The sequence below is a fragment of the Methylobacter sp. Wu1 genome (genome assembly GCF_036553575.1).
Lineage (GTDB): Bacteria > Pseudomonadota > Gammaproteobacteria > Methylococcales > Methylomonadaceae > Methylobacter.
The window spans coordinates 19,676-44,017 of the sequence record NZ_JAZHOC010000078.1; the positions used below are offsets into that span (position 1 = coordinate 19,676).

Below are 24,342 nucleotides of genomic sequence, written 5' to 3' on the forward strand. Positions count from 1 at the left end.
GTTTCTGTGATGCTTGAGTTAAGTGGAGCCGTTAATCAACGCCTGACGTTTCGGAAGGGTTCGCCAGGCTGGCTAACTGTTCTGTAAGGCATGGAAAGCGCTTCGGGTCGAATACCCTCAAAGGGCACAAGTGAATTCGGCCTTGCAGGAATTTTTTGAGACTTTTGGAAAACCGGAACACGCTATCCTTAACGTATTCCGGTAAGAAGGAAGGAAGACGCATCCTGGCGCCTGGAGCTTGCCTAACGCGCCACGCTGAGAGAGTGTGTGGTGATCGTGGTGGATTTTGCGTTGGAAGCCTGGAGCATTGTTCTGGAAGTTCTGATTTTACCCCCTGGGTTCGCCAGATAAATTCCGGGCGAAAGCGCAAGCATGCGGTTGGCGGATAAGCTCGGACAGCATTTAATTGTTGGACTTCAGGCCGACGATCCGGGAGTCGATTCCACCAACGCCGCCGCTGATGCTGTCTGATGCCGGCGTTTTAGCGCCGGTTTGCTCGGTGAAGCCGAAGGTCTCGGATGCTGTATCTTCTGGGGCGGTATGCGCATCATGGATGCTTAACGCCACGATCAGGCTCAGTAAATAAGCGAAAAAATAATAGTAGCGCTGCATAAATACTCTCGTGACAGATGGAAAGTCGGCCAAAGCCGGATTGTTGTTGTCGTTGGCAGGCGCCGCAGTTAGCCCGAGATCGGGCAATTGCCGGCCTGCTGCTTCCAAACACAGTCACTGATAAACATGGCAATTAATATGCCAATACATAGCTATCTGAATTGTTTGATTTTTTATTGTCGGTTCCGGGTTTGACCAATAAAACTGTGTTATATGGCGCACTCGATATGGCATATGACTCAATGCGTTAAGCCGGCTATATAACTGATGCTGCGCAGTAACGCTAAAACAGCACAGGGATCGATTTGTGCGTAATATCAATCAGACAGGACTCACTTGGCCTGTTAGCCGGTTAGGCAGGGTTGATAAACCCTGCATTCGGAGCCGCCGATGCCGGGTTTCCGCTAAAGCTCCAACCCAGCCTACACAGATCAAGACGGCCTGCACAGCTTGAATCATGGCCTGATCTGGCCGTCGACAATGCGGATTTTCCGGCGCGCCCGGTCGCCTATATGCTGGTCATGCGTGATGATCATCAGCGTCACGCCTTGCCGGTTCAGGCTTTCCAGCAGTTCGATGATTTCGCTGCCGGATTTGCTGTCGAGATTGCCGGTGGGCTCGTCGGCGAGCAGGATTTCCGGGCGCATGATCATGGCGCGGGCGATGGCGATGCGCTGGAGCTGTCCGCCCGAGAGCTGGTCCGGCCGGTGGTCGGCCCTGTTTTGAAGACTGACGTCCGCCAGCGCCTCGGCTACGCGCCGTTTGCGCTCTTTGGGAGGGACGCCGGCCAGGATCATCGGCATTTCGACATTCTCGGCGGCCGTCAGGCGCGGGATCAGGTGGAAAAACTGGAATACGAAGCCGATGTTCTCGCGCCGGACCTTGGCCAGCTCGTCGTCGCTGAGCTGGGTCACGTCGCGGCCGTTCAGGCGGTAGCGGCCCGATGACGGCTGGTCGAGCAGCGCGATGACGTTCAGCAGCGTCGATTTGCCGGAGCCCGACGGGCCCATGACCGACACGTATTCGCCCTTGTCGATGGTGAGATTGATGTCGTTGAGGGCATGGACGGTCTGCTCGCCGACCTGAAAGTAGCGGTGGATGTTTTCCAGCTCGATCATGGCTGTTCGCGCACATGCGCGCCGGCCTTGACGCCCTCCTGGCCTACCGACAGCACGACTTTGTCTCCGGCCTTGAGGCCCGACAGCACTTCGACATAGTTCCAGTTGGACAGGCCGGGCTCGAAGGTGTGTTCCTCAAGCACGCCGTCGTCTCTGACAATCAGGACGCGGTTTCCGTCCAGCACCGCTTCGGCCGGCACCCTGAGTGCTTGGCGTTTATCGGACAGCAGCACCTCGATGTCGGCGCTGTAGCCGGGCAGCAGATCGTTAAGGTCTTTCGGGTCGGTCAGCTTCACTTCGACTTCGACCGTGCGCGCCTGCTTTTCCTTCTCCTGTACATACGGCGCGATGCGGCTGACGGTGCCCGAGCAGCGCTTCTCGCTGCCGAAGGCGTCGAGCGATACGCAGGCTTTCATGCCGGTTTTGATTTTCGGCGCATCGACTTCATCGATCGGCGCCGAGACATAAAGACAGCTGACGTCGAGCAGATCGATGGCCGGCAGGGTCGGAATGCCGGGCGGGGAAGGCGTGACGTATTCGCCCAGCTCGACATTGATTTCGGCGACGGTGCCGTCAAAAGGCGCCAGCACGAGCGTGCGGTCAATGGAGGCGCGTGTGAAATCAAGATTGGCCCGGCTGACGGTGATGGCTTCATGGGCAGCGGCACAGGCGGAGTGCTTGGCTTTGGCTTCAGTGGACTTGATATCGACCTGCTCTTCGGACACAAACTGATTTTTTTGCTGCAGGCGGATCAAACGATCGGCCTCGCGCTGGGCGCTGGCCGCCATCAGGCAGGTCTGCTTGGCCGTCGCCTGGTTCTCCTTGATCTGGGCTTCCTGCAATTTCACTTGCTCTTTCAGATCCTTGTTCCAGACTTCCATCAGCAATTGGCCTTGCTTGACTTTATCGCCTTCCTTGACATGCAGTTCCGCAACCTGGCCGCCGGTCGCAGGCGCCAGATAGGCGCGCCGGCAGGCCTTGATCGTGCCGACGCGCGTATTGGAGACTGTGGCGCTGACTTCGCCCCGCGCGACTACCGCCGTTTCGACCGCAACGGGTTCGGTCTTCCGCAAGGCAAAATAAGCACCGGCAATGGCGATGGCGATCAGGATGAAAATGAGGGTTTTCTTATTCATTAACCAAATAATATATAGTAAGAATGTGGGGGCGAATTCATTCGCCCATGGGCGACTAAAGTCGCCCCTACAAAAGTCGCCCCCATATAGGGTATAGCTGTATTCATTGCGCCAGGCTGCTCTCCAGATTGCGCCGCAAGGTGTCGAGAAAGTCCCCGGTGTTCAGATAATGCGATTCATTAAGCTGATCGCCATGAATGCACAGCGCCAGATCCTTGGTCATCTGCCCCGACTCGACCGTTTCCACGCAGACCTTTTCCAGCGTCCGGCAAAAATCGATCAAGGCCTGGTTGCCGTCGAGCTTGCCTCGGAACGCCAGGCCGCGCGTCCAGGCATAAATCGACGCGATGGGATTGGTCGAGGTCGGCAACCCCTGCTGGTGCAGGCGATAATGGCGCGTGACGGTGCCGTGCGCGGCTTCGGCTTCCATGGTTCTGCCGTCCGGCGTGACCAGCGTCGAGGTCATCAGGCCTAATGATCCGAAGCCTTGAGCCACGGTGTCGGATTGCACGTCGCCGTCGTAATTCTTGCAGGCCCAGACGAAAGCGCCGTTCCATTTCAAGGCCGAGGCGACCATGTCGTCGATCAGTTTATGCTCGTAGGTAATGCCCTGTGCGGCGAAGCGGTCCCGGTATTCGGTCTTGTAGATGGCCTCGAAGATATCCTTGAAGCGGCCGTCGTATTTTTTCAGGATCGTGTTCTTGGTCGACAGGTAAAGCGGCCAGCCGCGGTCGAGCGCGACGTTGAAGCAGCTGCGCGCGAAGCCGGCAATCGACTCGTCGGTATTGAACATGGCCAGCGCCACGCCGTCGCCCTCAAAATGGTAGACGTCATGCGTCTGCCCGGCGCTGCCGTCATCGGGCGTGAAGGTGATGGTCAGTTTGCCGGGGCCTTGCGTGATGAAGTCGGTGGCGCGGTACTGGTCGCCGAAGGCATGGCGGCCGATGCAGATGGGCTGCGTCCAGTTCGGCACCAGGCGCGGCACATTTTTGCAGATGATCGGCTCGCGGAAAACGGTGCCGTTCAGGATGTTGCGGATCGTGCCGTTCGGCGATTTGTACATTTTCTTGAGGCTGAATTCCTTGACGCGCGCCTCGTCGGGCGTGATGGTCGCGCACTTGACGCCGACGCCGTGCTTTTTGATCGCCTGCGCGGCCTCGATCGTGACCTGATCATCGGTCTTGTCGCGATTTTCGATGCTGAGATCGTAATACTCGATCGGCACCTCCAGATAAGGCAAAATCAGCTGCTCTTTGATGAAATGCCAGATGATGCGTGTCATTTCATCGCCGTCCAGTTCTACTATCGCATGGTCTACGGTGATTTTTTTCATCGGACTGTCCTCGCGCTGGGAAGTAATGGCCTGATCAATATAATCCATCCCCAGTAATTTGTATCTATAAGGATGGCAGGCTGGGTTGGTAAACCCAGCATTTCGAAATTGCCTTTGCTGGGTTTACCAACCCAGCCTGCACATGCTTCACAAACGGGCAGGGCTGCAAAACTCTATCCCGCTTGATGAATTTGTATCTATAAGATTATTGCCGTGCAAAAATGTTAAAATCTGAACTTTCCGCTTTCATTATCCTGTCTTTTACTGACCGATGACTTATACCGAAGAATTTTTCGCCAGGGCCAAAGAGCTGATCGACGCCGGGCACTTTATCGACAACAAGGGCTGGGTGCCGGCCACCAGCGGCAACTTTTCCGCGTGCCTGTCCGACGGCACGATCGCTGTGACGGTTTCCGGCAAGCACAAGGGCCATTTGCAGCTCGATGACATCATGCTGGTCGACGCCGAAGGCCAGGCGCTGGACGGCAAGAAACCGTCGGCCGAAACCCTGCTGCACACCTCCATCTATCGGCGCTTCCCCGAAGTCCGGGCCGTGCTGCATCCGCATTCGGTCAACGCAACACTGGCATCGCGCATTTTCGGCCAGGAAATCGTGCTGGAAGATTATGAGCTGCTGAAAGCTTTCAGCGGCATCGATACGCATGAGACCCGGATTGTGATCCCGGTGTTCGCCAACGACCAGAATATCGCGCGCCTGGCCGGCAAAGTGGAGCAGTATCTCGATATGCACGGCGCCATCCAGGCCTATGTCATCGCCGGGCATGGCTTTTATACCTGGGGCGGCAGCGTCGCCGAGGCGCTGCGCCATCTGGAAGCCCTGGAATTTTTATTTGAGTGTGAACTACGCATGCAAGGAGTTAGAAAACCATGAGCGCATTAACTATCTATGCCGACAATGCCCCTGAGCAGGGCTGGCTCTATACCGATTTTTCAGACATCAAAGACCAGCTCGATGCCATAGGCGTGCAGTTCGAGCGCTGGAGCGCCAACGGCGAGCTGCCGGCCGACGCCAGCAACGAAGCTATAATAGCCGCCTATCAGGATTCGATCGAGCGCCTGAAGCAGCAGTACGGTTTTCAGTCCGTCGATGTGATCAGCTTAAGGCCGGATTATCCCGAAAAAGGCATACTCCGGCAAAAGTTCCTTGCCGAGCACACGCACAGCGATTTCGAGGTGCGCTTCTTTATTGAAGGCAGCGGGCTTTTTTATCTGCATGTCGGCGATAAAGTCTATGCTGTCCTGTGCGGGCAGGGTGATTTGATCAGCGTGCCGGCCAATACCACGCACTGGTTCGACATGGGCGAAAACCCGAATTTCAAATGCATCCGTCTGTTCACGACGCCTGAAGGCTGGGTAGCCGAATTCACCGGCAGCGATATCGCCAAAAACTTTCCAACCTATGACCAGTATGTGGCGGTGCTATGATTAAAGCCATTGTTACCGATATCGAGGGCACGACTTCATCGCTGTCTTTCGTCAAGGACGTGCTGTTTCCCTATGCGCGCGCGCACCTGGCCGAGTTTGTGCGCAGCCATGCCGATGAGGCCGACGTTAAGGCGCTGCTGGATGATGCGCGCGCCGAGGCCGGCGCCGACCTCGATACCGAGCAGTTGATCAAGCAGTTTATCCAATGGATAGACGAGGACAGGAAAATCACGCCGTTGAAATCGCTGCAGGGCCTGATCTGGGAGGCCGGCTACAGGCAGGGCGACTTTACCGGCCATGTTTACAGCGATGCAGTCCAAAACCTGACGAAATGGCATAATGAGGGTATTCCTTTATATGTTTATTCATCCGGTTCGGTCTATGCGCAGAAGCTGCTGTTCGGCTATAGCGATTTCGGCGATATGACGCCGTTGTTTTCCGGCTATTTCGATACGCATATCGGCGGCAAGCGCGAACAGGCCGCTTATGAGAAGATTGCTGTGCAATCGGGTCTGCCGGCCGACACTATTTTGTTTCTGTCCGATATCAAGGAAGAGCTCGATGCCGCGCGCGCGGCCGGTTTCAAAACGATTTGGCTGACGCGCGACAGCGCACCCAATGCGCAGGCCGAGCATCGGCAGGTTGCCAACTTCGATCAGATCGATTTCTGAGCAAGTCAGGCTGATAAACCCGGTATTTCAAAATTTCTGATGCCGGGTTTATGCCAAGCTCAAGATCATCCTATCTGGCTGATTTTTTTAATAAAAATATATGTTTTTACTGAATGATTGCCCTGATGTCCTGTCTAATCGGTATGTTAGCTCATCGTTGCATTTTATAGGCGGTGAGTTTTCTATCAACTAAAGCGAGAAGTGACTCTGACGCTTGTATATTTTTAACCCAACTAAATCAGGAGGTGAAAAATGAACATGCGAGATCTGAGGCTGGACAAATTTGCATTGTATTACGGTATTCTTTTCGTTATTGTCGGCATACTCGGCTTTATACCGGGCCTTGTGGTGGCGCCGCCGATCAATGCGCCTAAGGTTGCCATCGATACCGGGTATGGCTGGTTTCTAGGATTGTTTGCCGTTAACGTGGCGCATAATCTCGTGCACTTGGCTATTGGCGCTTGGGGCATTATGAGTGCAAAAGATAGCCATCAATCACTGATATTTGCGCGCGGCGTGACCATTATTTATGGTCTGCTCACCATTCTCGGCATGATCCCGGCCACCAGCACCTTGTTTGGTCTGGCGCCGATTTTCGGTCATGACGTATGGCTGCACGCCTTATCAGCACTGGTGGCCGCCTATTTTGGCTATGGTCCGCCCGCTCACGTCTATCATCCAACACTTCAACACTGAGTGTAAGGTACGCAATGCGTACCTTTCTCGGAGTTTGAGTTATGAATGATGTTTTTTAAAATGGTACGCGATGCGTACCCTACAACATTGATATAATCAGGCCGCTTCGGAGCCTAGCTTCGAAGCGGCCTAGTTGCATTCAGGCGTCAGTGAACTGCGCCAGAATTGCCCTTCTTTATCGAACAGGCGGCGGCTCTCCGGCGGCCCCCAGGAGCCGGCCGGGTAAGTGGCGATATAGTCACGCTCGATGGCCCAGGTTTGCAGGATCGGGTCGATGATGCGCCAGGCGTATTCGACTTCATCAAAACGCAGGAACAATGACCGGTCGCCGATTAGCACATCCAGCAACAGGTCTTCATAAGCGTCATGGTTTGTTTCGTATTCCTGCCGAAAGCCGGCATCAAGCGAGCTCATGCGTGTGCGCATTTCCAGCCCCGGTTCCTTGATCGCCATCTCGATGCGGATGCGTTCCTCCGGTTGTATCCCCAGCAATATCCAGTTCGGATTCTTGCAGCTCACCTCGGTGCCGCGAAAAAACTGTAACGGCGGATGGCGAAAGCAGATCGAAATGACCGATTGCGCCTTGGCCATGCGCTTGCCGGTGCGCAGGTAAAACGGCACGCCGCGCCAGCGCCAGTTGTCGATGTATAGCTTCATTGCAGCATAGGTTTCGGTAACGCTGTCGGGCGGGATATGTTCTTCCTGCAGGTAAGCTGCGACCTTTTCACCGTTGATGCTGCCTTTGGCGTACTGGGCGCGGAACGCATGCGCGTGCACGGCCTCTTTCGGTATCGGCCGGATCGACTTCAGCACTTTGACTTTCTCATCGCGCAGGGCTTCGGCTTCCATGGACGCGGGCGGCTCCATCGCGACCAGCGTCAGCAATTGCAGCAGATGGCTCTGGATCATGTCGCGCAGAGCACCGGCGGCGTTGTAATAGTCGCCGCGGCCGTTGATGCCGATATCCTCGGCGTGCGTGATCTGGACATGGTCGATATAGTTGCGGTTCCACAGCGGTTCCAGCAACACATTGGCGAACCGGAACACGAGCACGTTCTGCACGGTGCCTTTGCCCAGATAGTGGTCGATGCGGTAAATCTGCTCTTCATGCAGATAATGGCTGATGCGTCTTTGCAGCGATTGGGCGCTGTCCAGGTCGTAACCGAACGGTTTTTCGATGATCGCGCGCCGCCAACCGTCTTCCTCGTCGAACAGGCGGTGATGACTCAGCTGTTCCATCACGATGCCGAAGTCGGCCGGGCTGACGGCCAGATAGAACGCCACATTGCGCGGAAACTGGCCGGAGTCGAGCCGTTCAGCCAGTTCCGCATAACAGGCTTCCTGTCGGATATCGCCTTTATGAAAATAAAGGCGGGCGCTGAAGCGCTGAAAAACGGCTTCGTCAATGCCTTCGCTAGCCTTGGCCTGAATCATCGCTTTAACTTCGGCTTGCCATCGGGCTTGATCCCAATCCCGGCGCCCGATGCCCAGAATGCGCGTGCCTTCGGGCAGGCGCTTTTCGGCATCGAGATGATACAGGGCCGGCATCAGCTTGATCCGCGACAGATTGCCGGTCGCTCCGAAAATGACGTAGGTGCAGGGTTCGGTGCTCATGATGCCTGTTAAACAGTATAGGTTGACGCCGAGGTCTTGCCGCCGCGCCCGGTCCAGTCGGTATGAAAGAACTGCCCACGGGACTGGTCTACGCGCTCATAGGTATGCGCGCCGAAATAATCGCGCTGCGCTTGCAGCAGATTGGCCGGCAGTCTTTCCGTGCGATAGCCGTCGTAGTAGGACAGCGCGGCCGAAAACGCCGGCGTCGGGATGCCCAGTTCGATGCCCAGCATGATGGCCTGGCGCCAGCCCTGGTCGGCTTGCTTGATGGCATCGATGAAGAAATCATCCAGCAGCAGGCTGACCAGGTCAGGGTCGGTATCGAAGGCGTGCTTGATGTCATTCAGAAAGCGGCTGCGAATGATGCAGCCGCCGCGCCACATCAGGGCGATTTCACCATAGTTCAGCGCCATCTGGTATTCGCGCGAGGCTTCGCGCATCAGACGAAAGCCTTGTGCGTAGGAAATGATCTTGGAGGCGTACAGCGCCTGGCGGATGGCGTTGACCATGGCGTGCCGGTCGCCGCTGAAGGTATGGGCGTGCTTGGGCAGCAGCCGTGCGGCCTGGACGCGTTCCTCCTTTTGCGCCGACAGCGAGCGCGCGAATACCGATTCGACGATCAGCGTCAATGGAATGCCAAGTTCGAGGGCATTGATGCCGGTCCATTTGCCGGTGCCTTTCTGGCCGGCCGCATCGAGAATGTTGTTGACCAGCGGCTGGCCGTCTTCATCCTTGTAGGCAAAAATGTCGGCTGTGATCTCGATCAGATAGGAACTGAGCTCGCCCTGATTCCATACGGAGAACAGCGTATGCAGTTCGTCGGCCGTCATGCCCAATCCTTCGGACAATAGCTGATAGGCTTCGCCGATCAACTGCATGTCGCCGTATTCAATGCCATTGTGCACCATTTTGACGTAGTGGCCGGCGCCGTTGTCGCCGACCCACTCGCAGCAGGGCTGGCCTTCCACTTGCGCGCTGATGGCCTGCAGGATGGGTTTGACTTTGGGCCAGGCCGCCCTGTTGCCGCCGGGCATGATGGACGGGCCGTGCCGCGCGCCTTCCTCGCCGCCCGATACGCCTGTGCCGATATAGAGGATGCCTTTTTCTTTCAGGGCTTGCGTGCGGCGATGGGTGTCCGTGAACAGCGAGTTGCCGCCGTCGATGATGATGTCGTCATGAGACAATAGCGGCAACAGGTCGTTGATGTACTGATCGACTACGCTGCCGGCTTTGACCATCAGCATGATGATATGCGGCGACTCGAGGCTGTTGACCAGTTCTTCGAGCGAGTGCGCGCCGATAACGGCGGTAGCCTTGGCCGGCCCTTCCAGAAACTCGTCCACCTTGCTGGTCGTGCGGTTGTAGACCGCAACTTTGAAGCCGTGGTCGTTCATGTTGAGGACCAGATTCTGTCCCATGACCGCCAGGCCGACTAAACCGATATTTGCTTTCATACCGCCTCCGTTAAGCATCAGTACTTGAGGAGTAATCTGTGAGCTTAACGCTCTATTTTGTTCTGTGACTTAAGAAGGCGGCAAGGGTTCACCGGTTTTAATCATGGAGGCGGGCGCTAGCCCGCCTGTTCGGAACCGCTTTGCTTGATGCGGGCCCGGGCGCGTATCATGGCCGTAATGACGACAAACAGCAGCGCCGCCAGGGAACATTCGAGCAGCACAAAGGCGCCGATCTTGAAATAGGCGAACAAGGGATGGCCGAATCGGACCAGCCAGCCGCCGGCCTCATCGGCTATCGCCGATGCGTAAACCAAGCCGCTGAGCCAGATTTTCAGCCGTACCGAAAACTCGGTCATCAGCATCAGGTGCGTCAGCGTTACGGCCAGCATGCCCATCGAAAACAGGTGGAAATGCGACACTTCCAGCATGCCTTCATAGCTTCTCGGCTGCGTAAACTGCTCCTCCGAGCCCAGGTAATAGGCGATCACCGAATCGGGCGTCAGGCCCATGCGGTGAAAGTACATCAGCCCGTTGCTCACCCACAGCAGGACGATATAGGCCAGAAACATCAGGACCAGCGCATTCAGCAGGGCTTTGCGCTGTTGTTCGCCGGTGACGAAATATCGCATCAGTCTTTACTCTTGTTTTTGATCATGACCTCATAAACCGCCAGCACGCGGCGGACCTTATCCAGCGCGGCTCTTGTGCTCAGTGTGGCGCCGGAAATGCCCTGCACGCCTTTATTGAAATCCTGCTCGGGCAGCGGGCGGTTTTTCAATTGCTCGTACCAGCGTTCGGGCGGCTGGTATTCGGGGGGTTCGTGGAAGGCCAGGGTAACGACATTGCTGACGGCGCCGTCCGGCGTCAGCACGATCATTAAAGTTTCAGGCTTGGTTCTGACCGTGCCCGTTTCAATCGCCGCATAGCCCAGTAACTTGTCCTGCTCCTTACCGACATAAAACGTATACAAACCGGACTCCAGCTTGCTGCGTGAAAGCTGCTCGATTTTGGCCGCTTCCTGCTCGTCGGGAAACAGCGATAACTGTTCCACTTGCGCGTTCTTGCCGAATGCCAGTTCCATGGCTTCGTTCTTGCTGTAGAAAATCTTGGCGAAACCTGGTGTGGCAACTGCTACCAGCATGAGCAGGAGCAGACACCACACGCCTTTTCTGATTACTTTCATTGAGTTCTCCAGTACCGGGCCGAAAGTCGTTGAATACGTTAAAGGACGGGTATCTTAACAAAATTCCGGCCAAGCGGCATGACGAGGCGAATCCGATCGCCCCGCCAGTGATTCCTCTTTAGAAAATGAAGCCCAGACCTAAGTTGAAATCATCAGGCAGATTGCCTTTTTTGGCCGTGAAATTGCGGTAATCGGCCTTGATCACGACGTTCGGAATCGGCTTGTAGTTCAGGCCGAACTGATAGATCTGACGGTCTTTGGTTTCGTCGTCAAGGAATCCGGTCGGCGTGCCGGCAATCGTATCGAATTGCTCATAACGGAAGAACGGCGCCAGATACTGGGTCGTATCCTTGACCAGGAGCGGCAGGACGTCGTAGCCGACTTCAGTGTACCAGCCGTAGTTCGATGAGCCGATCGTCTGGCCTTTGGCGGCGCTGAGCACGTCCGCATCGTCGATATGACCCCATGAGCCGAGTGTGCGGAATTCCAGGCCGCGGTATTTCCATTGCACGTGCGCTTCATACAGTTGCGTGAAGGCGTCGACCTGCTGGCCGCCAAAATCCTGGTTCTGGCCGGAGTTGCCGGCGTAGGCCGAGCCGCCGACTGACAGTCCCGGCAAGGCTTCGGGCGCATAGTCCACGCGTCCGACAAACGCCAGATCCTCGGCCTTGGCTTCGCTGCCGCTTTGACGGCCGGAGCGGATGCCGTCCGAGTTGAAGTCGGCCGCATTCAGGCCATTGACGACATAAGCGGTATAGGTCAGGTTAGGTAGTATTTCACCGAACAGGCCGGCGCCGATTTCACGCCAGGTGCTGGGAATGATTCGTCTTTCAACTTCAGGCCGGTTATTGCCGAAGTAAAAGGGCGGCTCGTGTATCGTGTTGAGGAAGCCCATCGGCAGGAGCACCATACCGGCCCGGATATTGGCCATCGGATCGATGAAGAAATCCAGTGACGCGAATTCTACTGAGACCGAACCATTATTGTCAGTTGAACCATGCTCAAATTCGATCTCACTGTTGAACAGGATGCTGTCGGTAAACTTGTAACCGGCATATAACACGAGACGTTCAAAATCGGCATTATCATTCTTGCCTTTTTCATCGCCGACGATGGCTTGATAGTTGGCTTCGCCGTAACCGCCGATCGACAAGCCCTTGCCGACCTGATAGACCTTGGATGCCGCAGGGCCCAGGCCATAGGCGCTCTTATATTTCGGTTCCTCCGGAATCACCAGTTCGGTGCGCAGTTTCTCGACTTCTTTGCTCAGCACATCGGTTTTACGTTCCAGGCTCTTGACATTACCGTCCGCGGTCGCAGTCTTGGCCGGTTGCGGCGCGGCGGCCATCTGCGCTTTCATCGAATCGATCTGTTTCTGCTGTTCTTGAATGATCTTCCACATGTCTTCCATGGTTTGCGGTTTTTCTAGCGCGTTGGCCGGTGCGCTTAATGCAATCAGTGTGGTCAGGGCGCTCCCTTTTAAAAACGATTTATTGTTCATTGTCATATCCATCCCATCGCTCAATTATTGATGAGTGAAGTATAGGGTAAATATTTATGCTATTGCAAATCATTCTTATTTAGATGAAGATTTTTCGTGTTCGGCTTCTATTTGTAAGCATTTGATGACCTCTAATTGGACGTCTCTCGGATTGATTTTCGGGGAGTAGGCGGGCAGTGATAATAGATATGAAGATGCGTAAGCTGATCCGAAAATATCAAATAACGGTTGAATATCAGCATGTACGGTTATCAAGTGAGTGTCAGGAAAACCGTACAGTCACGTTGTAACAAAACTGTAATAAAGCTGTCATGAAGCTGTCACGTCGCTACCCTATTCTTGCGCCTTCAATTTCTTATAACAATGAGAGCAATAATGAAATTCTCTAAACTTACCTTGGCAGTGACGGCCGTTCTGGGGGCGGGCATGTCTTCTGCCGCTTTTGCTATTGATCTGTATGTCGATCAAGATACACAACAGATTTTCGCTCAACCTGGTCCTAATCGTGTCAAGTTAGGGACTTTCGAAAAAGTGGAAGAGGCTTCCAAGCAAAAGGCCGAGCTTGAAGAGATTCGCAATGATCTGGCATTAAAGAACAATGAACTCAAGGCTCTGGATGAGCATATGAAGGAAGCTGAGAAAGTTAAAGTCAAACTGGATAACAAAGGCTTGCACTTCGAAACAGCGGATAAAGATTTCAAATTCAAATTGGGCGGTCGTATTCAGGCCGATGCGAATTACACCGACGATGACAACTATGTTTTTGCTGGAGGAGAGAAGGCAGGCGAGCATGTCGAAGCCAATGATGGCACAGAGTTTCGTCGAGCCCGTATAGATTTCAATGGTACTTTCTTCAAGGATTGGAACTTTAAGACCGTAGCGGACTTTGCTGATAACAATGTCTCCATGAAGGACTTGTTTTTGCAATATACCGGTTTAAATTTCATGACAGTCACCGGCGGTCAACAGAAACAAAACTTCAGCCGTGAATTGTTGGAAAGTTCCAATGACTTGATGTTCACCGAACGTTCCTTAATGAACGTATTAAACGGTCCGGTTGTTGATCGTGCGATCGGTTTGAATCTCCAAACGCCAGACAACCAAAAGAATTGGTCGGCTCAACTCGGTATATTTGGTGATACGATTGCCGCCAATAAAAACAATGGTAAAGCCGATGAGGGCTGGAGCGTTTCCGGACGAGCCACTTACGCGCCGATTGAAGAGAAAACGAAAGTAGTGCATTTAGGTGTTGCGGGTAACTACAGAGCACCTAATGCTGCTGATCAGGTTATGGATAAAGGATTAGTGTATGAATATGAAACTGACCATATGTCTAATCTGTTCTTGCTAGAAGCGCCCGTTAAAAATGTTAATAACATCAAAATGTTGGGATTGGAAGCTTCTGGACTTTATGGGCCGTTCTCAATGGGTGCGGAATACACACGTACCTGGCTTGATCGCAAAGATAAGGGCAGCAATCTGGAACTTGATGGCTGGTATGTAGATGCAGCCTGGACAATAACAGGCGAATCACGCAAGTACAAAGCCGGCAAATTTTATAAAGTGGACCCCGCTAAACCTTTCAGTTTTAAAAACGGCACTTGGGGTGCATGGGAACTTGCGACACGTTACTCTACTGTTGACTTAAACGATGGAAGTTTCCATGGTGGTGAGTTGTCTAATGTTACTGTTGCTTTGAACTGGTACTTTAACAGCAATGTGCGCTTAATGGCTGATTGGATCAGAGCATTTAACGCAACTGATACTGCTGTTGTTACACCTACAGGCGCCGATCCGGATAATAATGATACATTTACCCTACGTGCCCAGTTGGCGTATTAAAAATAGGTCAGAGTATCAGGATCGTTCTAAATTACTGTAAAGTCAGTTTCCTTCTAAATTGTTGTAAAATTAGGCTCCTTACGAAGCTGCCCTTTTATGAGGGCGGCTTTTTTTTTATATAAAATTTCATCCGTTTAGGAACAAGTCCGGCTAGCGGTTAAAATATCCGCTGTTTTAGTGGTTTTCCATGAGGTTATCGTTGAAAGTTTTTAGCATTATTACCTTGGCTTCTACTTTTTTATTATCCGCTTGTGTATCAACGCCAGTCGCACCAGCCAAATGGGATCTGGAATCCGTCTCGCTTTATTATTCAGGCTATGAGAAGGGTACGGAGATCGTCAGTGTTCAACAGTCTACGTTGCGTGCAGTGCTCAGCAACTTCGGCACCGGTGAAGTCGATGTGCTCGACCTCAGCAAGCCGGAGAAGTTGCGTAGGATAGCCCGTTTTTCATTGGGGCTTGACCAGGGCGAGGAACTTACATCCGTAGCTTTCCATCCATCGCTCGATCTGTTCGCGGCAGTCGTTGATGCAGGCATCAAGCGCGGCCGGCTGGAAATCCGCTCAGCTTCAACGGGTGAGTTGATTGACAAGGTTGAGACCGGCTTCGGTTCGGACGCCGTGGTTATTTCATCGGACGGCCGGCTGATCATGGTTGCCAACGAAGGCGAGGACTTCTGGTTTGATCAGCCAAAGAGACAGTTTTTCAAAGCCAGAGGCAGCGTTTCTGTCATTCACCTGGACCAGAACGGCCAGATCGAAGCCAACAATAACCTGAAGCTGGCCGATGTGACTGCGCGTGAAGGGTTCGTCATCGAAGCGCAAGGCCATTATCTGGAGGTGGAAGTCGACTGGAATGGCGACGGAAAAATCAGCAAGCAAATGGATTTCGACGGCAATGGCCTGATCGAGGACAAAAAAGTCAGTCTGGGCTCTTTTGAAGAGGCCGAAGTTCTCGGCAACGAAACCAAAGGCGAGCGCAAAATATTGATCCCGATAACCAAACGCTCATCTATTTTGCTGGAGCCCGAATATATTGCCATTTCACCCGATGCAAGCTGGGCTTTTGTAACGCTGCAGGAAAACAACGAGGTCGCCGTCATCAATTTGGTCAACGAGAAGGTCATGGGCTATTACAACATGGGCATCACGGAACATAAGGCCGACTTAAAGAATGATGGCTGGGTGCGGTTCGAGCAGTCCATTACCGCCTTGCGGGAGCCAGACGGCATCGCCCTGACTTCAGACGGGCGCTTTTTTGTGACCGCCGATGAAGGCGATACGGAAACGCCCGTTAATGCCGGCGGCCAGACATTGAGCGGCGGCCGGACCATCAGCGTCTTCAATACGAAGACGGGCAAGTTTGTCGGCGATACGGGCAGTCAGCTAGACGAAGTGGCTTTTGCCCACCATCTCTATCTCGACAGTCAAAGCGGCCGGAAAGGCGCCGAGCCGGAAATGCTGGTTTCCTTTGATATTGAGGGTACGCCCTGGGTTGCGGTCGGCATGGAGAGAGGGGGAGCGGTCATGCTGATTTCCTTAGCCGATCCCGAACATCCGAAAGTCGAGGCATTAGGCAAGATTCCGGGCGAAGACATCAAGTCGCCCGAAGGCATCGCGCATTTCATGCTCGGTGAGGATCATTATTTACTTACAGCCAATGAAATGAACGGCACCGTTGCCGCTTTTAAAATAGTCAGGACAGCGCCAGACGCCCGCCCCTGATAATCACGGCCGCTGTTCAGCCATCGGTGCAGGTTGAACAGCGGCTTAAACCGCCGCTGGCCTTGCCAGGCATGGCACTACTTGAAAATTAGCGTTAATGGATTACCACTTAGACCTGCACGCGAATAGTTTTCGCTCACTGGAATTGTTTGTACTGGCACTAGCCAATTACGGCCTGATGTATCTGGCTAATATGTTGCTGGCGCGATGGCTCAGTGTCGGCGAGTTTGACGGTTACAACGTGGCCGTGTCGGTGGTAACGCTGCTGTCGACTCTGGCGACTTTGGGCTTAGAGAAATATGCCTTGCGCGCAGTCGCTCTGCTGCGCGACCGTGAGGACTGGCAGAGGTTTCGCGGTTTCTGGTTGTTTGCTTTGCGCGGCATCGGCGCTTTCAGCCTGCTGTTGGCGGCGATGCTGGGCGTCAGCCTTGACGCTTTCTGGGCGCTGAACCAGGACGCAACACGCATCGTTATTGCCAGCTTCGCGGCGTTTCTGCCGGTCATTGCCGTGACGCTGTTTCTGGTTGAAGTCATTGCCGCGCATGGCGCGCAGTTGCTCAGCGTCGCGGTCTACAGGCTGTTTCTGCCGGCGATTTATCTTGTGCTGCTGATTGGCTTGTCAATCAGCCCTGTCAACGTATCCGCTTTAGCTGCCGTGCTTTGTTTCGGCGGTGCCTGGACCATGACACTGGCTGTTATGTGGACCATAGCCAAGCTGTTGATGCCGGCAGGCATTAAGAAAATAGTGCCGCTCATGCAAGGCAGAAAATGGCTTAGGGGCTCTTTGCCGCTGGTTATGAGCAGTCTGATGCTGACCGTTATGACCAGCGGCGGCGTCATCATTCTGGAAATACTCTTTCCTTCCGGCCTGGAGGTTGGCATCTATGCCGTGGCCGCCCAGACCGGCGGTTTTATTTCCCTGATAGGGACTTCAACCAATCGTTATTATCTGCCCATGATGGTCGTGCTGATAGGCCGGGGCGACAAACGGACGATACAGGCTCTCATGAAGCAGAGAACTTTAGCGGTCGGCAGCCTGATTCTCGCCTTGCTGGCCATTCTGATCTTCGCAGGACGATCAATACTGGATTTGTTCGGCGAGCAGTTCAGCGCCGGTTATCATCCTATGCTGCTTATTGCTTCCGGCGCCTGCTTCAGCGCCCTGTTTGCCGATGTGCCTTATTATCTGCAGTTTATGGGCTTGCATCGTATTGTATTAAGCCTGACTCTGGTTGCAATGATAGTAATGGTGACATTGAGCTTCGTGCTGGGAGCTCAACTTGGCTCCCTCGGTGTGGCAGCGGCCTATATGGCTGCGGTCATGCTGTTATTCGTCAGTTTGCGCATCGTGGCAAAGCTGCATTTCCGCCGGCTGAACGGATAAGCTTCTTGCGGCCCGGACAGGTTTACATCATCGTGTGCCAGAAGATCAGAAAGCTGACGGCGGCCAGGCCAATCGCCACTATTTCGATCTTTTTCAGCAGAGAGGATTCTTGCCAATAAAGCCAGGCATTGGCTTTTTGCTGCGACCAGGTGATCCTGAATGCGTTGTACCAACGTTGTGTGAGACGCCACAGCTTGTAAAGGCCATAGCAGATCAGCGAAAACAGCAAATAAAATACGATGATCTGTGTTTCATGGGTGCTGGTATGAAAGATATGCTCGACCACCAGATCGAACCCCTCTTCAAGCACCTCGAAGAAGGCATGGGAGCCTTCAAGCAGTAAGCCGAACACTGTGTCGGGGATTAAAACAACAGTGCCCAGTATGATCCAAAGTAAGATGATTTTTAGTTTATGGTATGAAATCATCTGTAATCCCTGTGCTTGTCACATCAAGTTATTGTTCTATAGAAAAATAAATGGGTAATGGAAACTGCTTTTAGTTTGGCCTCGATATTATACGTCAAGCCGACTGTTCTGACTTCATCGTTTTGGGTTCGTATTAAAGATTGCCAAATGAAACAGTAACGCGCGTACCCCCTGCGGCGCTGATACGGCTAAGCTCGAGCCGGGCTTTGTGCAGATCGGCAATTTCCTTGACGATCGCTAAACCCAATCCGCAGCCGTTGCCTGAACTGCCCGGTATGCGGTAAAAGCGTTCGAAAATTTTATCCCGCTCAAGGTCGGGAATACCGGGGCCATCATCCTCGACAATCAGGCTGGGCGTGGGAAAGCGTTTCAGCTTGACGATAATATTGCCGTGTTCTTTGCCATACACAATAGCATTATCGAGCAGATTGCCCAGCAATTCCCGCAGCAATATCTCATCGCCGCGCACGTATACGGGCTGTTTCGGGCCTTCGAAGCTGAGTTCTATCTCTCGCTGCAGCGCTTTGGGCGCCCAGTCCATGCAGGTTTCCTTGACCAGAGCATCCAGATTGACCGGTTTTAGTTCATTCATGCCGTCGATGGGGCCCGATTTCGCCAGCACCAGCAATTGCGTAATCGTATGAGATGCGCGGTCGGCGGAATTTTGCATTTGCTGCAGCGCCGGCTTCATGGCCGGTAGATCCTGTTCGCGCAGTGCGCGCTCAGCCTGCAGCTTCAGGCCGGCCAACGGCGTGCGCAATTGGTGGGCGGCATTGGCGACGAACCGCTGCTGGGCGGCGATAGCTGCCGACAAGCGGGCCAGCAAGTCATTGATGGTATCGGTCAGGGTGCGGACTTCGAGAAAAACGTGCGTTTCAGCGATAGGGCTCAGATCACGCGGCGAGCGTTGGGCGATTTCATCGGCCAGCGTATGCAAAGGCTTCAGGCCTCGCTTTAATCCTCTCAGCAGATAAATGCCGGTAAACAATGTCAGGATAAGCTGCGGAACCAGGTCGGCGAGCAAAATATCGATCATCATGTACCGCCGCTTATTCACCGTTTCGGCGACATGGACAAAAATTTTCTCCGGCGTCTCATCGCGAATGATCAGCATGGATACGACCCGCACCGGCTCTCCGCGAACTTCGTCCTCAAAAAAGACCGGATGCGACCAGTCCGTGTTGGGATCGAACGATTCCGGCACGAAACTGTCCCCGACGATCATGCCTTGTTCGGAGGATATGATCTTGAAAAAGGTTTTATCGAACTCGTCCCATTTGAAAATTTCCAGCGCGGCGGGCGGCAGTTCCACCCTTATTTTGCCGTCTTTGACCTTGATTTCCTGAGTCAATGACCGGGCCGAGTCCAGCAGCCAGCGGTCGTAGGTTTCATTGACATAGTGCAGCGTAACAAAGTAGGAAAGCACGCTCTCGAGCGCGACAAAGCAAATGAGCGGGATGATCAGCCGGAATAGAATTTCAGTTTTGAGGCTTCTGACTTTAGTCATCGGCCGTCTCCAGCAAGTAGCCCAGCCCGCGCACTGTCCGGATCACGGCATCGTACGGCTCTATGCGTTTTCTGACGCGATGGATATAGACTTCGATGGCATTGTCGGCGAGCGCCTCCCCGTCAGCCGACAGGCGCTGGGCGATACGGTCTTTACTGACGACTTTGCCGGCCTGTATCAGCAATATTTCCAGGACGCCGTATTCACGAGCCGACAGTTGCATCGATTGGCCGTCGGCCAGTACCTGGTGGTTTTGCGTGTCCAGCGCCAGCCTGCCGATAACAATATCGTTGCGAAAGCCGCCATAGCAGCGCCGTATCAGAGCGCGAACGCGCGCTTCAAATTCCCGCAGTTCAAACGGTTTGGTCATGTAGTCGTCAGCGCCCTGTTCGATGCCTTCGATTCTGTCATTGATGCCGTCTCGAGCGGTCAGGATCAAAATCGGTAAAGGTATCTTGCGCAATCTGAATCTGCGCAGCAATTGCAGCCCATCCACATCCGGCAGCCCCAGATCCAGTACGATTAAATCGAAGCCTTGCGACAATAACAGTTGCTCGGCGTAGCCACCTGTAGTGGCGCAGGTGACCGAATAGCCATTGGCGCTTAACGTATGCATTAATCCATCCGCCAAAACTGCATCATCTTCAATCAATAAAATTTTCATACATTCAAATTTATGTGAAAGGTTCTTGAAAGGTTATGCGCATAAAATAATTTCGAATCGAAATTGTTAAGGCGCTGATTGCCTTTCCTATAAAGCTGAAAGCATAACATTAATTATTGATTACGCTCTCATGGTCAATATTTAAGGGAATCGCTATGAAATCATTTGAAAAATTATTAAGCGAAAATAAAGCCTGGGCTCAAGAAAAGAAAGCGCATGACCCGGAGTTCTTTGCCCAGTTGGCTAAAACGCAGAAACCGGAGTTTCTCTGGATCGGCTGTTCCGATAGTCGGGTGCCGGCGGAAATTATCGTCAATGCGCAGCCTGGCGAGATGTTTATTCATCGCAACATCGCCAACCAGATGATTTCAACCGATTTCAACTGCCTGAGCGTGCTGCAATATGCGGTCACCGTGCTGAAAGTCAAACATATCATCGTTTGCGGGCATTATGGCTGCGGCGGCATCAAGGCCGCCCTGGGCAGACAAAGTTCTCAACTGGTCCTTACCAATAAATGGCTCATGCATATCAAGGATGTTTATCGCCTCAACAGGGCTGAAATCGATGCATTGCCGACCGAAGAAGCGCGAGTGAACCGGTTGGTTGAGCTGAATATTCAGGAACAGGTGCAGACGCTGGCCCATACCTCGATCATCCAGCAAGCCTGGCATGAAGAAAACCGGCCCACCTTGCACGGATGGGTCTATGGCCTGGACGATGGCTTGCTGAAGCCGCTGGTTACGCTTTATCCCGATACCGAAATTGATCCGATTTTTAAATACGATTATCACGAGGCGGACATGGCGTTACCGGCAATGAAATTTGTTTCCAGCCGAAGATGATTGACGGCTTGGGCTTTGCAAGTCTGAACCTGGATATACTGCCAGCGACCCGCTTAAGCGGCAGCATTATTTGCGCTATAGAAAAATCGTTCTCCTCGATCATTGCCCCCTCATGCTGCCAACGGCCGCTTACTCTGCACAAGCGGCCCAGGAATATTGGTCTGGCCGATATGCTGATGAATCATAAGGCGTTGGCAGCACTTTTTTTGCTTGTGGGCGAGTGATATATGCGAGAGAAAAAATTTATCTGCAGGCGCGAGACTGCTGAAGCCGATTTTTTAATTTTCCAACCATAGTTTTGGAGTTCATACATGAACAAAGGACTAAAAATTCTTGTCCCCGTCGATTTTTCAGATTTTAGCCGTAAAGCGCTGCCCGTCGCTCAGGAATTGGCGCGTATCTATAAAGGCCGGATCTCACCATTTCATGCCTATGATCTGTATTCGAACATGGACGGTTTTCACTATGACGTCGACAGTTTTCACGCCGATGGCGATCCGGCTACTATCGAGCAGGCCATAAAGGCCAAACTCCGGCAGTTTGCCTTGGAGTCGGTGGACAACGGCATTCTGGATGACAGTGTCGCCGCACAGGACCGCAAACCGGCTCAGGCTATCGTCGAGGCATCCGGCCGGTTTGACATGATCGTCATGAGCAGCCACGGCAGAACCGGCTTCATGCGCATGTTAATGGGCTCGGTCGCCGAAAAAGTGCTCCGTTTCGGCCACCGGCCCATTGTCATCGTAGAGGACGAATCCGGCTTTACGCCCTTCCGTAAAATTCTTGTCCCTACCGATTTTTCTTCGAATTCCCTGGCGGCGCTGCCTTACGCGCAGGATATCGCGCAGGCTTCCGGCGCCGAAGTGCATTTGTTCCATGCCTTGTGCGGCGACTTGCACAGTCCTGAACAATTCGAGCAGCAGAAACAGGAGCGGTTGGAAAAATTGCATGAAATCGCCGAACGGCATCTGCCGGATCTTGCCGGCAATTCGAAATGCTTTGTCGCCCATGGCGCCGACTCGGCTCACAACGCGATTCGCGAACATATCATCGGGCAGCATTACAACCTGGTCGTTATGGCGGCGATAGGGCGGACCGGTCTTGACCATCAGCCCATCGGCAGCACAACGGCAACCCTGATCCGGGCTGTCCACACGACCTTCATGGTGATAAAGCCTTGATGATCTACAAGATTGACAATTACAGCGGACGGCTGATTTGGATAAGTCCAGCGGGTTCAGGCCAGGATTCAATATAAAGTGCAGACCAGGTTCGATATAAAACTAAATACAACTCCAGCATAGGAGCGGGCATATGATTCACAAGCATCTCAGTTATTATTTAAAGCATCTGCATCACGATATACCGGCCGGGCTGGTCGTGTTTCTGGTCGCCTTGCCGCTTTGTCTGGGCGTGGCGCTGGCATCCGGCGCGCCATTGTTTTCCGGGCTGATCGCGGGCATGGTCGGCGGGCTGGTCATCGCCTGGGCGAGCGGTTCCCAACTCAGCGTTTCCGGACCGGCCGCGGGCCTGACCGTGATCGTGTTCAATGCCATCGATCATTTGGGCAGTTTTCAGGGCTTTCTGGTCGCCGTCGTGCTGGCGGGCTTGCTTCAGCTCATACTGGGCTTTCTTCGGGCCGGCGCGATCGGCGCTTATTTTCCCTCGGCAGTCATCGAAGGCATGCTGGCGGCGATCGGTTTGATTCTGATCATGAAGCAGATTCCCCACGCCATAGGTTATGACGCCAGTTTTGAACTCGACGAAGTGTATATCGGCGAAACTGTCCGGGAGACTGCCCAATCCATGATGGGCGCGTTAAAGGCGATTTCGCCCGGCGCCGCCGTCGTCAGCTTCGTGTCGCTGCTGATCCTGGCGATATGGGAGAGCAGCTTTGTCAAGCGGGTGGCCTTATTCCGGCTGATCCCCGGTGCGCTGCTGGTCGTTGCCTGGGGCATCATTTACAATATGATGGCCTTGCGCATGGCGCCGGAATGGGCGATCGCCAGCAAGCATCTGGTCTCGCTGCCCGTCACGGAAAGACCGGAAGATTTTCTTAATCTGTTCACCTTCCCCGATTTCAGTTTTCTGGCTAAGCCCGAAGTTTATACGGTGGCTTTGACGATTGCGATCATCGCCAGTCTTGAAACCCTGCTGAGCCTCGAAGCGGCCGATAAAATGGACCCGCTCAAACGCGTGGCGCCGACCAATCGGGAATTGAAGGCTCAGGGCATCGGCAATATGGTCAGCGGCTTGATTGGCGGTATACCTATCACGGCTGTCATCGTGCGTAGTGCTGCCAACATCAATGCCGGCGGACAGACCAAAGTGTCGAGCTTCACGCATGGCTTGTTTCTGCTGCTCAGCGTGATGTTTTTCGCGCGCTTTCTCAACAATATTCCGTTGTCCTGTCTGGCGGCGATATTGCTGCAAACCGGTTATAAACTGGCCAAGCCGAAAATCTTCGTCGAGTTTTTCCATAAGGGCTGGAGCCAATTGGTGCCGTTCGTGGTAACGATTGTGGCGATTCTGGCGACGGACTTGTTAAAAGGCATCGGAGTGGGTATTGCGGTCGGCCTTTACTATGTGGTTCGGGCCAATTACCATGCCGCCATTTCGCTGACTAAAATCGATGATCGTTATGTTCTCAGCCTGAACAAAGACGTCACTTTTTTAAATCGTGCCCGGCTTAGACAATACTTCAATCAGATCGAGGAAAACAGTACGGTGCTGATTGACGGCTCGAAAACGCAGTTTATCGATCACGATATTCTCGAAACCATTCACGACTTTATGCTCAGTGCCCAGGACAATAACATCAAGGTCGAGGCCTTGGATCTGGAAGGCAAGGGAAAAATTCAGGCCGAGCCTAAGCCGGATGCAGTGCTGAGCAAGGATTCGAAAGGCAAAGGAAAAAGCCAGGCCAAGCCTGACTTGAAAGCCGCCCCGGTTTTGAAGAAAGGGCGCATGCAAGCCGTGATCGATTCAAAAGCGGCAAGTTGACCGATTCTGCGGCAGGCTGTTTCCAGTCCTGCCGCAGGTCAAGCAAAGGCTGTCTTCTATGGACGGGATGCACGGCCATTGGTTGTTTCCGGCCCTGGCCTGCCGCAAGCGAGATTAAATAAGGCTTAAGCGCTGAAAGGTCCCTGAAAGGTCGTGCAAATACAATCGAACTCATATTCGGACGCG

Annotated in this window: 22 protein-coding genes; 10 read left to right on the top strand and 12 right to left on the bottom strand. The window is 53.5% G+C overall.

Annotated features, from left to right (window positions below):
* Positions 1 to 402: 402 nt before the first annotated feature.
* The 4 genes from V2P20_RS18265 to V2P20_RS18280 all read right to left on the bottom strand — a co-directional run bounded on the left by V2P20_RS18265 (position 403) and on the right by V2P20_RS18280 (position 4,199).
* Entirely contained in the window at positions 403 to 720 is a 318-nt protein-coding gene (locus V2P20_RS18265; RefSeq protein ID WP_331820846.1) for a hypothetical protein, read from the bottom strand.
* Positions 721 to 1,067: 347 nt separating this feature from the next.
* Positions 1,068 to 1,730 (bottom strand): ABC transporter ATP-binding protein, encoded by a 663-nt coding sequence (locus V2P20_RS18270; RefSeq protein WP_331820848.1) that lies wholly within the window; start codon positions 1,728 to 1,730, stop codon positions 1,068 to 1,070.
* Entirely contained in the window at positions 1,727 to 2,866 is a 1,140-nt protein-coding gene (locus tag V2P20_RS18275; protein ID WP_331820850.1) for an efflux RND transporter periplasmic adaptor subunit, read from the bottom strand. The genes V2P20_RS18270 and V2P20_RS18275 overlap by 4 nt, the downstream gene beginning before the upstream one ends.
* 103 nt (positions 2,867 to 2,969) lie before the next feature.
* Positions 2,970 to 4,199: an NADP-dependent isocitrate dehydrogenase gene (locus V2P20_RS18280; protein WP_331820852.1), complete on the bottom strand. Its 1,230-nt coding sequence runs from the start codon at positions 4,197 to 4,199 to the stop codon at positions 2,970 to 2,972.
* A 271-nt stretch (positions 4,200 to 4,470) separates the two neighbouring features.
* On the opposite strand from V2P20_RS18280, the gene V2P20_RS18285 reads away from it, so the two are divergent.
* The 4 genes from V2P20_RS18285 (at position 4,471) to V2P20_RS18300 (ending at position 7,012) form a co-directional block, all read left to right on the top strand.
* Positions 4,471 to 5,091: a methylthioribulose 1-phosphate dehydratase gene (locus V2P20_RS18285; protein WP_331820854.1), complete on the top strand. Its 621-nt coding sequence runs from the start codon at positions 4,471 to 4,473 to the stop codon at positions 5,089 to 5,091.
* Positions 5,088 to 5,645, top strand: coding sequence for a cupin (locus V2P20_RS18290; RefSeq protein ID WP_331820856.1), 558 nt, complete (start codon positions 5,088 to 5,090; stop codon positions 5,643 to 5,645). Before V2P20_RS18285 ends, V2P20_RS18290 begins: the two co-directional genes overlap by 4 nt.
* Positions 5,642 to 6,316 (top strand): acireductone synthase, encoded by a 675-nt coding sequence (gene mtnC / locus V2P20_RS18295; protein ID WP_331820858.1) that lies wholly within the window; start codon positions 5,642 to 5,644, stop codon positions 6,314 to 6,316. Before V2P20_RS18290 ends, mtnC begins: the two co-directional genes overlap by 4 nt.
* Before the next feature lie 252 nt (positions 6,317 to 6,568).
* Positions 6,569 to 7,012, top strand: a complete 444-nt coding sequence (locus V2P20_RS18300; RefSeq protein ID WP_228779042.1) for a DUF4383 domain-containing protein — start codon at positions 6,569 to 6,571, stop codon at positions 7,010 to 7,012.
* Between the two features lie 129 nt (positions 7,013 to 7,141).
* Here V2P20_RS18300 and zwf read toward each other — a convergent pair whose 3' ends face one another.
* From zwf to V2P20_RS18325, 5 genes are all read right to left on the bottom strand, one after another.
* On the bottom strand, positions 7,142 to 8,626 hold the full coding sequence (gene zwf / locus V2P20_RS18305) for a glucose-6-phosphate dehydrogenase (RefSeq protein ID WP_331820860.1): 1,485 nt from the start codon (positions 8,624 to 8,626) through the stop codon (positions 7,142 to 7,144).
* A gap of 8 nt (positions 8,627 to 8,634) precedes the next feature.
* Positions 8,635 to 10,080: a decarboxylating NADP(+)-dependent phosphogluconate dehydrogenase gene (gene gnd, locus V2P20_RS18310; RefSeq protein WP_331820862.1), complete on the bottom strand. Its 1,446-nt coding sequence runs from the start codon at positions 10,078 to 10,080 to the stop codon at positions 8,635 to 8,637.
* 116 nt (positions 10,081 to 10,196) lie between these two features.
* Positions 10,197 to 10,709: a hypothetical protein gene (locus V2P20_RS18315; protein ID WP_331820864.1), complete on the bottom strand. Its 513-nt coding sequence runs from the start codon at positions 10,707 to 10,709 to the stop codon at positions 10,197 to 10,199.
* A complete protein-coding gene (locus tag V2P20_RS18320; RefSeq protein ID WP_331820866.1) occupies positions 10,709 to 11,263 on the bottom strand; it encodes an FMN-binding protein in 555 nt (184 codons plus the stop codon). The genes V2P20_RS18315 and V2P20_RS18320 overlap by 1 nt, the downstream gene beginning before the upstream one ends.
* 118 nt (positions 11,264 to 11,381) lie before the next feature.
* The gene (locus tag V2P20_RS18325; RefSeq protein WP_331820868.1) at positions 11,382 to 12,764 is read right to left on the bottom strand and encodes a hypothetical protein; all 1,383 of its coding nucleotides are present in this window, start codon (positions 12,762 to 12,764) and stop codon (positions 11,382 to 11,384) included.
* 375 nt (positions 12,765 to 13,139) lie between these two features.
* Between V2P20_RS18325 and V2P20_RS18330 the strand changes: the two genes are divergently transcribed.
* The 3 genes from V2P20_RS18330 to V2P20_RS18340 all read left to right on the top strand — a co-directional run bounded on the left by V2P20_RS18330 (position 13,140) and on the right by V2P20_RS18340 (position 17,713).
* Positions 13,140 to 14,606, top strand: a complete 1,467-nt coding sequence (locus V2P20_RS18330; RefSeq protein WP_331820870.1) for a porin — start codon at positions 13,140 to 13,142, stop codon at positions 14,604 to 14,606.
* Positions 14,607 to 14,805: 199 nt separating this feature from the next.
* The gene (locus V2P20_RS18335) at positions 14,806 to 16,329 is read left to right on the top strand and encodes a hypothetical protein (protein WP_331820872.1); all 1,524 of its coding nucleotides are present in this window, start codon (positions 14,806 to 14,808) and stop codon (positions 16,327 to 16,329) included.
* 97 nt (positions 16,330 to 16,426) lie between these two features.
* Positions 16,427 to 17,713, top strand: a complete 1,287-nt coding sequence (locus V2P20_RS18340; protein ID WP_331820874.1) for an oligosaccharide flippase family protein — start codon at positions 16,427 to 16,429, stop codon at positions 17,711 to 17,713.
* A gap of 22 nt (positions 17,714 to 17,735) precedes the next feature.
* Here V2P20_RS18340 and V2P20_RS18345 read toward each other — a convergent pair whose 3' ends face one another.
* The 3 genes from V2P20_RS18345 to V2P20_RS18355 all read right to left on the bottom strand — a co-directional run bounded on the left by V2P20_RS18345 (position 17,736) and on the right by V2P20_RS18355 (position 20,311).
* Entirely contained in the window at positions 17,736 to 18,140 is a 405-nt protein-coding gene (locus V2P20_RS18345) for a hypothetical protein (protein ID WP_331820876.1), read from the bottom strand.
* A 133-nt stretch (positions 18,141 to 18,273) separates the two neighbouring features.
* Entirely contained in the window at positions 18,274 to 19,647 is a 1,374-nt protein-coding gene (locus V2P20_RS18350; RefSeq protein WP_331820878.1) for a sensor histidine kinase N-terminal domain-containing protein, read from the bottom strand.
* Positions 19,640 to 20,311, bottom strand: a complete 672-nt coding sequence (locus V2P20_RS18355) for a response regulator (RefSeq protein WP_331820879.1) — start codon at positions 20,309 to 20,311, stop codon at positions 19,640 to 19,642. Before V2P20_RS18355 ends, V2P20_RS18350 begins: the two co-directional genes overlap by 8 nt.
* A 155-nt stretch (positions 20,312 to 20,466) precedes the next feature.
* On the opposite strand from V2P20_RS18355, the gene can reads away from it, so the two are divergent.
* From can to V2P20_RS18370, 3 genes are all read left to right on the top strand, one after another.
* Positions 20,467 to 21,153 (top strand): carbonate dehydratase, encoded by a 687-nt coding sequence (gene can, locus V2P20_RS18360; RefSeq protein ID WP_331820881.1) that lies wholly within the window; start codon positions 20,467 to 20,469, stop codon positions 21,151 to 21,153.
* Between the two features lie 311 nt (positions 21,154 to 21,464).
* On the top strand, positions 21,465 to 22,334 hold the full coding sequence (locus V2P20_RS18365) for a universal stress protein (RefSeq protein ID WP_331820882.1): 870 nt from the start codon (positions 21,465 to 21,467) through the stop codon (positions 22,332 to 22,334).
* Positions 22,335 to 22,467: 133 nt separating this feature from the next.
* The gene (locus tag V2P20_RS18370; RefSeq protein WP_331820883.1) at positions 22,468 to 24,156 is read left to right on the top strand and encodes a SulP family inorganic anion transporter; all 1,689 of its coding nucleotides are present in this window, start codon (positions 22,468 to 22,470) and stop codon (positions 24,154 to 24,156) included.
* The last annotated feature ends 186 nt before the right edge of the window (positions 24,157 to 24,342 follow it).

Excerpts from the sequence above, each read along its gene's own strand:
- V2P20_RS18355 (WP_331820879.1), bottom strand. The coding sequence starts at position 20,311 with ATGAAAATTTTATTGATTGAAGATGATGCAGTTTTGGCGGATGGATTA.
- zwf (WP_331820860.1), bottom strand. The coding sequence starts at position 8,626 with ATGAGCACCGAACCCTGCACCTACGTCATTTTCGGAGCGACCGGCAAT.
- can (WP_331820881.1), top strand. The coding sequence starts at position 20,467 with ATGAAATCATTTGAAAAATTATTAAGCGAAAATAAAGCCTGGGCTCAA.
- V2P20_RS18325 (WP_331820868.1), bottom strand. The coding sequence starts at position 12,764 with ATGAACAATAAATCGTTTTTAAAAGGGAGCGCCCTGACCACACTGATT.
- V2P20_RS18300 (WP_228779042.1), top strand. The coding sequence starts at position 6,569 with ATGAACATGCGAGATCTGAGGCTGGACAAATTTGCATTGTATTACGGT.
- V2P20_RS18365 (WP_331820882.1), top strand. The coding sequence starts at position 21,465 with ATGAACAAAGGACTAAAAATTCTTGTCCCCGTCGATTTTTCAGATTTT.
- V2P20_RS18320 (WP_331820866.1), bottom strand. The coding sequence starts at position 11,263 with ATGAAAGTAATCAGAAAAGGCGTGTGGTGTCTGCTCCTGCTCATGCTG.
- V2P20_RS18275 (WP_331820850.1), bottom strand. The coding sequence starts at position 2,866 with ATGAATAAGAAAACCCTCATTTTCATCCTGATCGCCATCGCCATTGCC.
- mtnC (WP_331820858.1), top strand. The coding sequence starts at position 5,642 with ATGATTAAAGCCATTGTTACCGATATCGAGGGCACGACTTCATCGCTG.
- gnd (WP_331820862.1), bottom strand. The coding sequence starts at position 10,080 with ATGAAAGCAAATATCGGTTTAGTCGGCCTGGCGGTCATGGGACAGAAT.
- V2P20_RS18330 (WP_331820870.1), top strand. The coding sequence starts at position 13,140 with ATGAAATTCTCTAAACTTACCTTGGCAGTGACGGCCGTTCTGGGGGCG.
- V2P20_RS18285 (WP_331820854.1), top strand. The coding sequence starts at position 4,471 with ATGACTTATACCGAAGAATTTTTCGCCAGGGCCAAAGAGCTGATCGAC.
- V2P20_RS18345 (WP_331820876.1), bottom strand. The coding sequence starts at position 18,140 with ATGATTTCATACCATAAACTAAAAATCATCTTACTTTGGATCATACTG.
- V2P20_RS18370 (WP_331820883.1), top strand. The coding sequence starts at position 22,468 with ATGATTCACAAGCATCTCAGTTATTATTTAAAGCATCTGCATCACGAT.
- V2P20_RS18280 (WP_331820852.1), bottom strand. The coding sequence starts at position 4,199 with ATGAAAAAAATCACCGTAGACCATGCGATAGTAGAACTGGACGGCGAT.
- V2P20_RS18340 (WP_331820874.1), top strand. The coding sequence starts at position 16,427 with ATGGATTACCACTTAGACCTGCACGCGAATAGTTTTCGCTCACTGGAA.
- V2P20_RS18315 (WP_331820864.1), bottom strand. The coding sequence starts at position 10,709 with ATGCGATATTTCGTCACCGGCGAACAACAGCGCAAAGCCCTGCTGAAT.
- V2P20_RS18350 (WP_331820878.1), bottom strand. The coding sequence starts at position 19,647 with ATGACTAAAGTCAGAAGCCTCAAAACTGAAATTCTATTCCGGCTGATC.
- V2P20_RS18290 (WP_331820856.1), top strand. The coding sequence starts at position 5,088 with ATGAGCGCATTAACTATCTATGCCGACAATGCCCCTGAGCAGGGCTGG.
- V2P20_RS18270 (WP_331820848.1), bottom strand. The coding sequence starts at position 1,730 with ATGATCGAGCTGGAAAACATCCACCGCTACTTTCAGGTCGGCGAGCAG.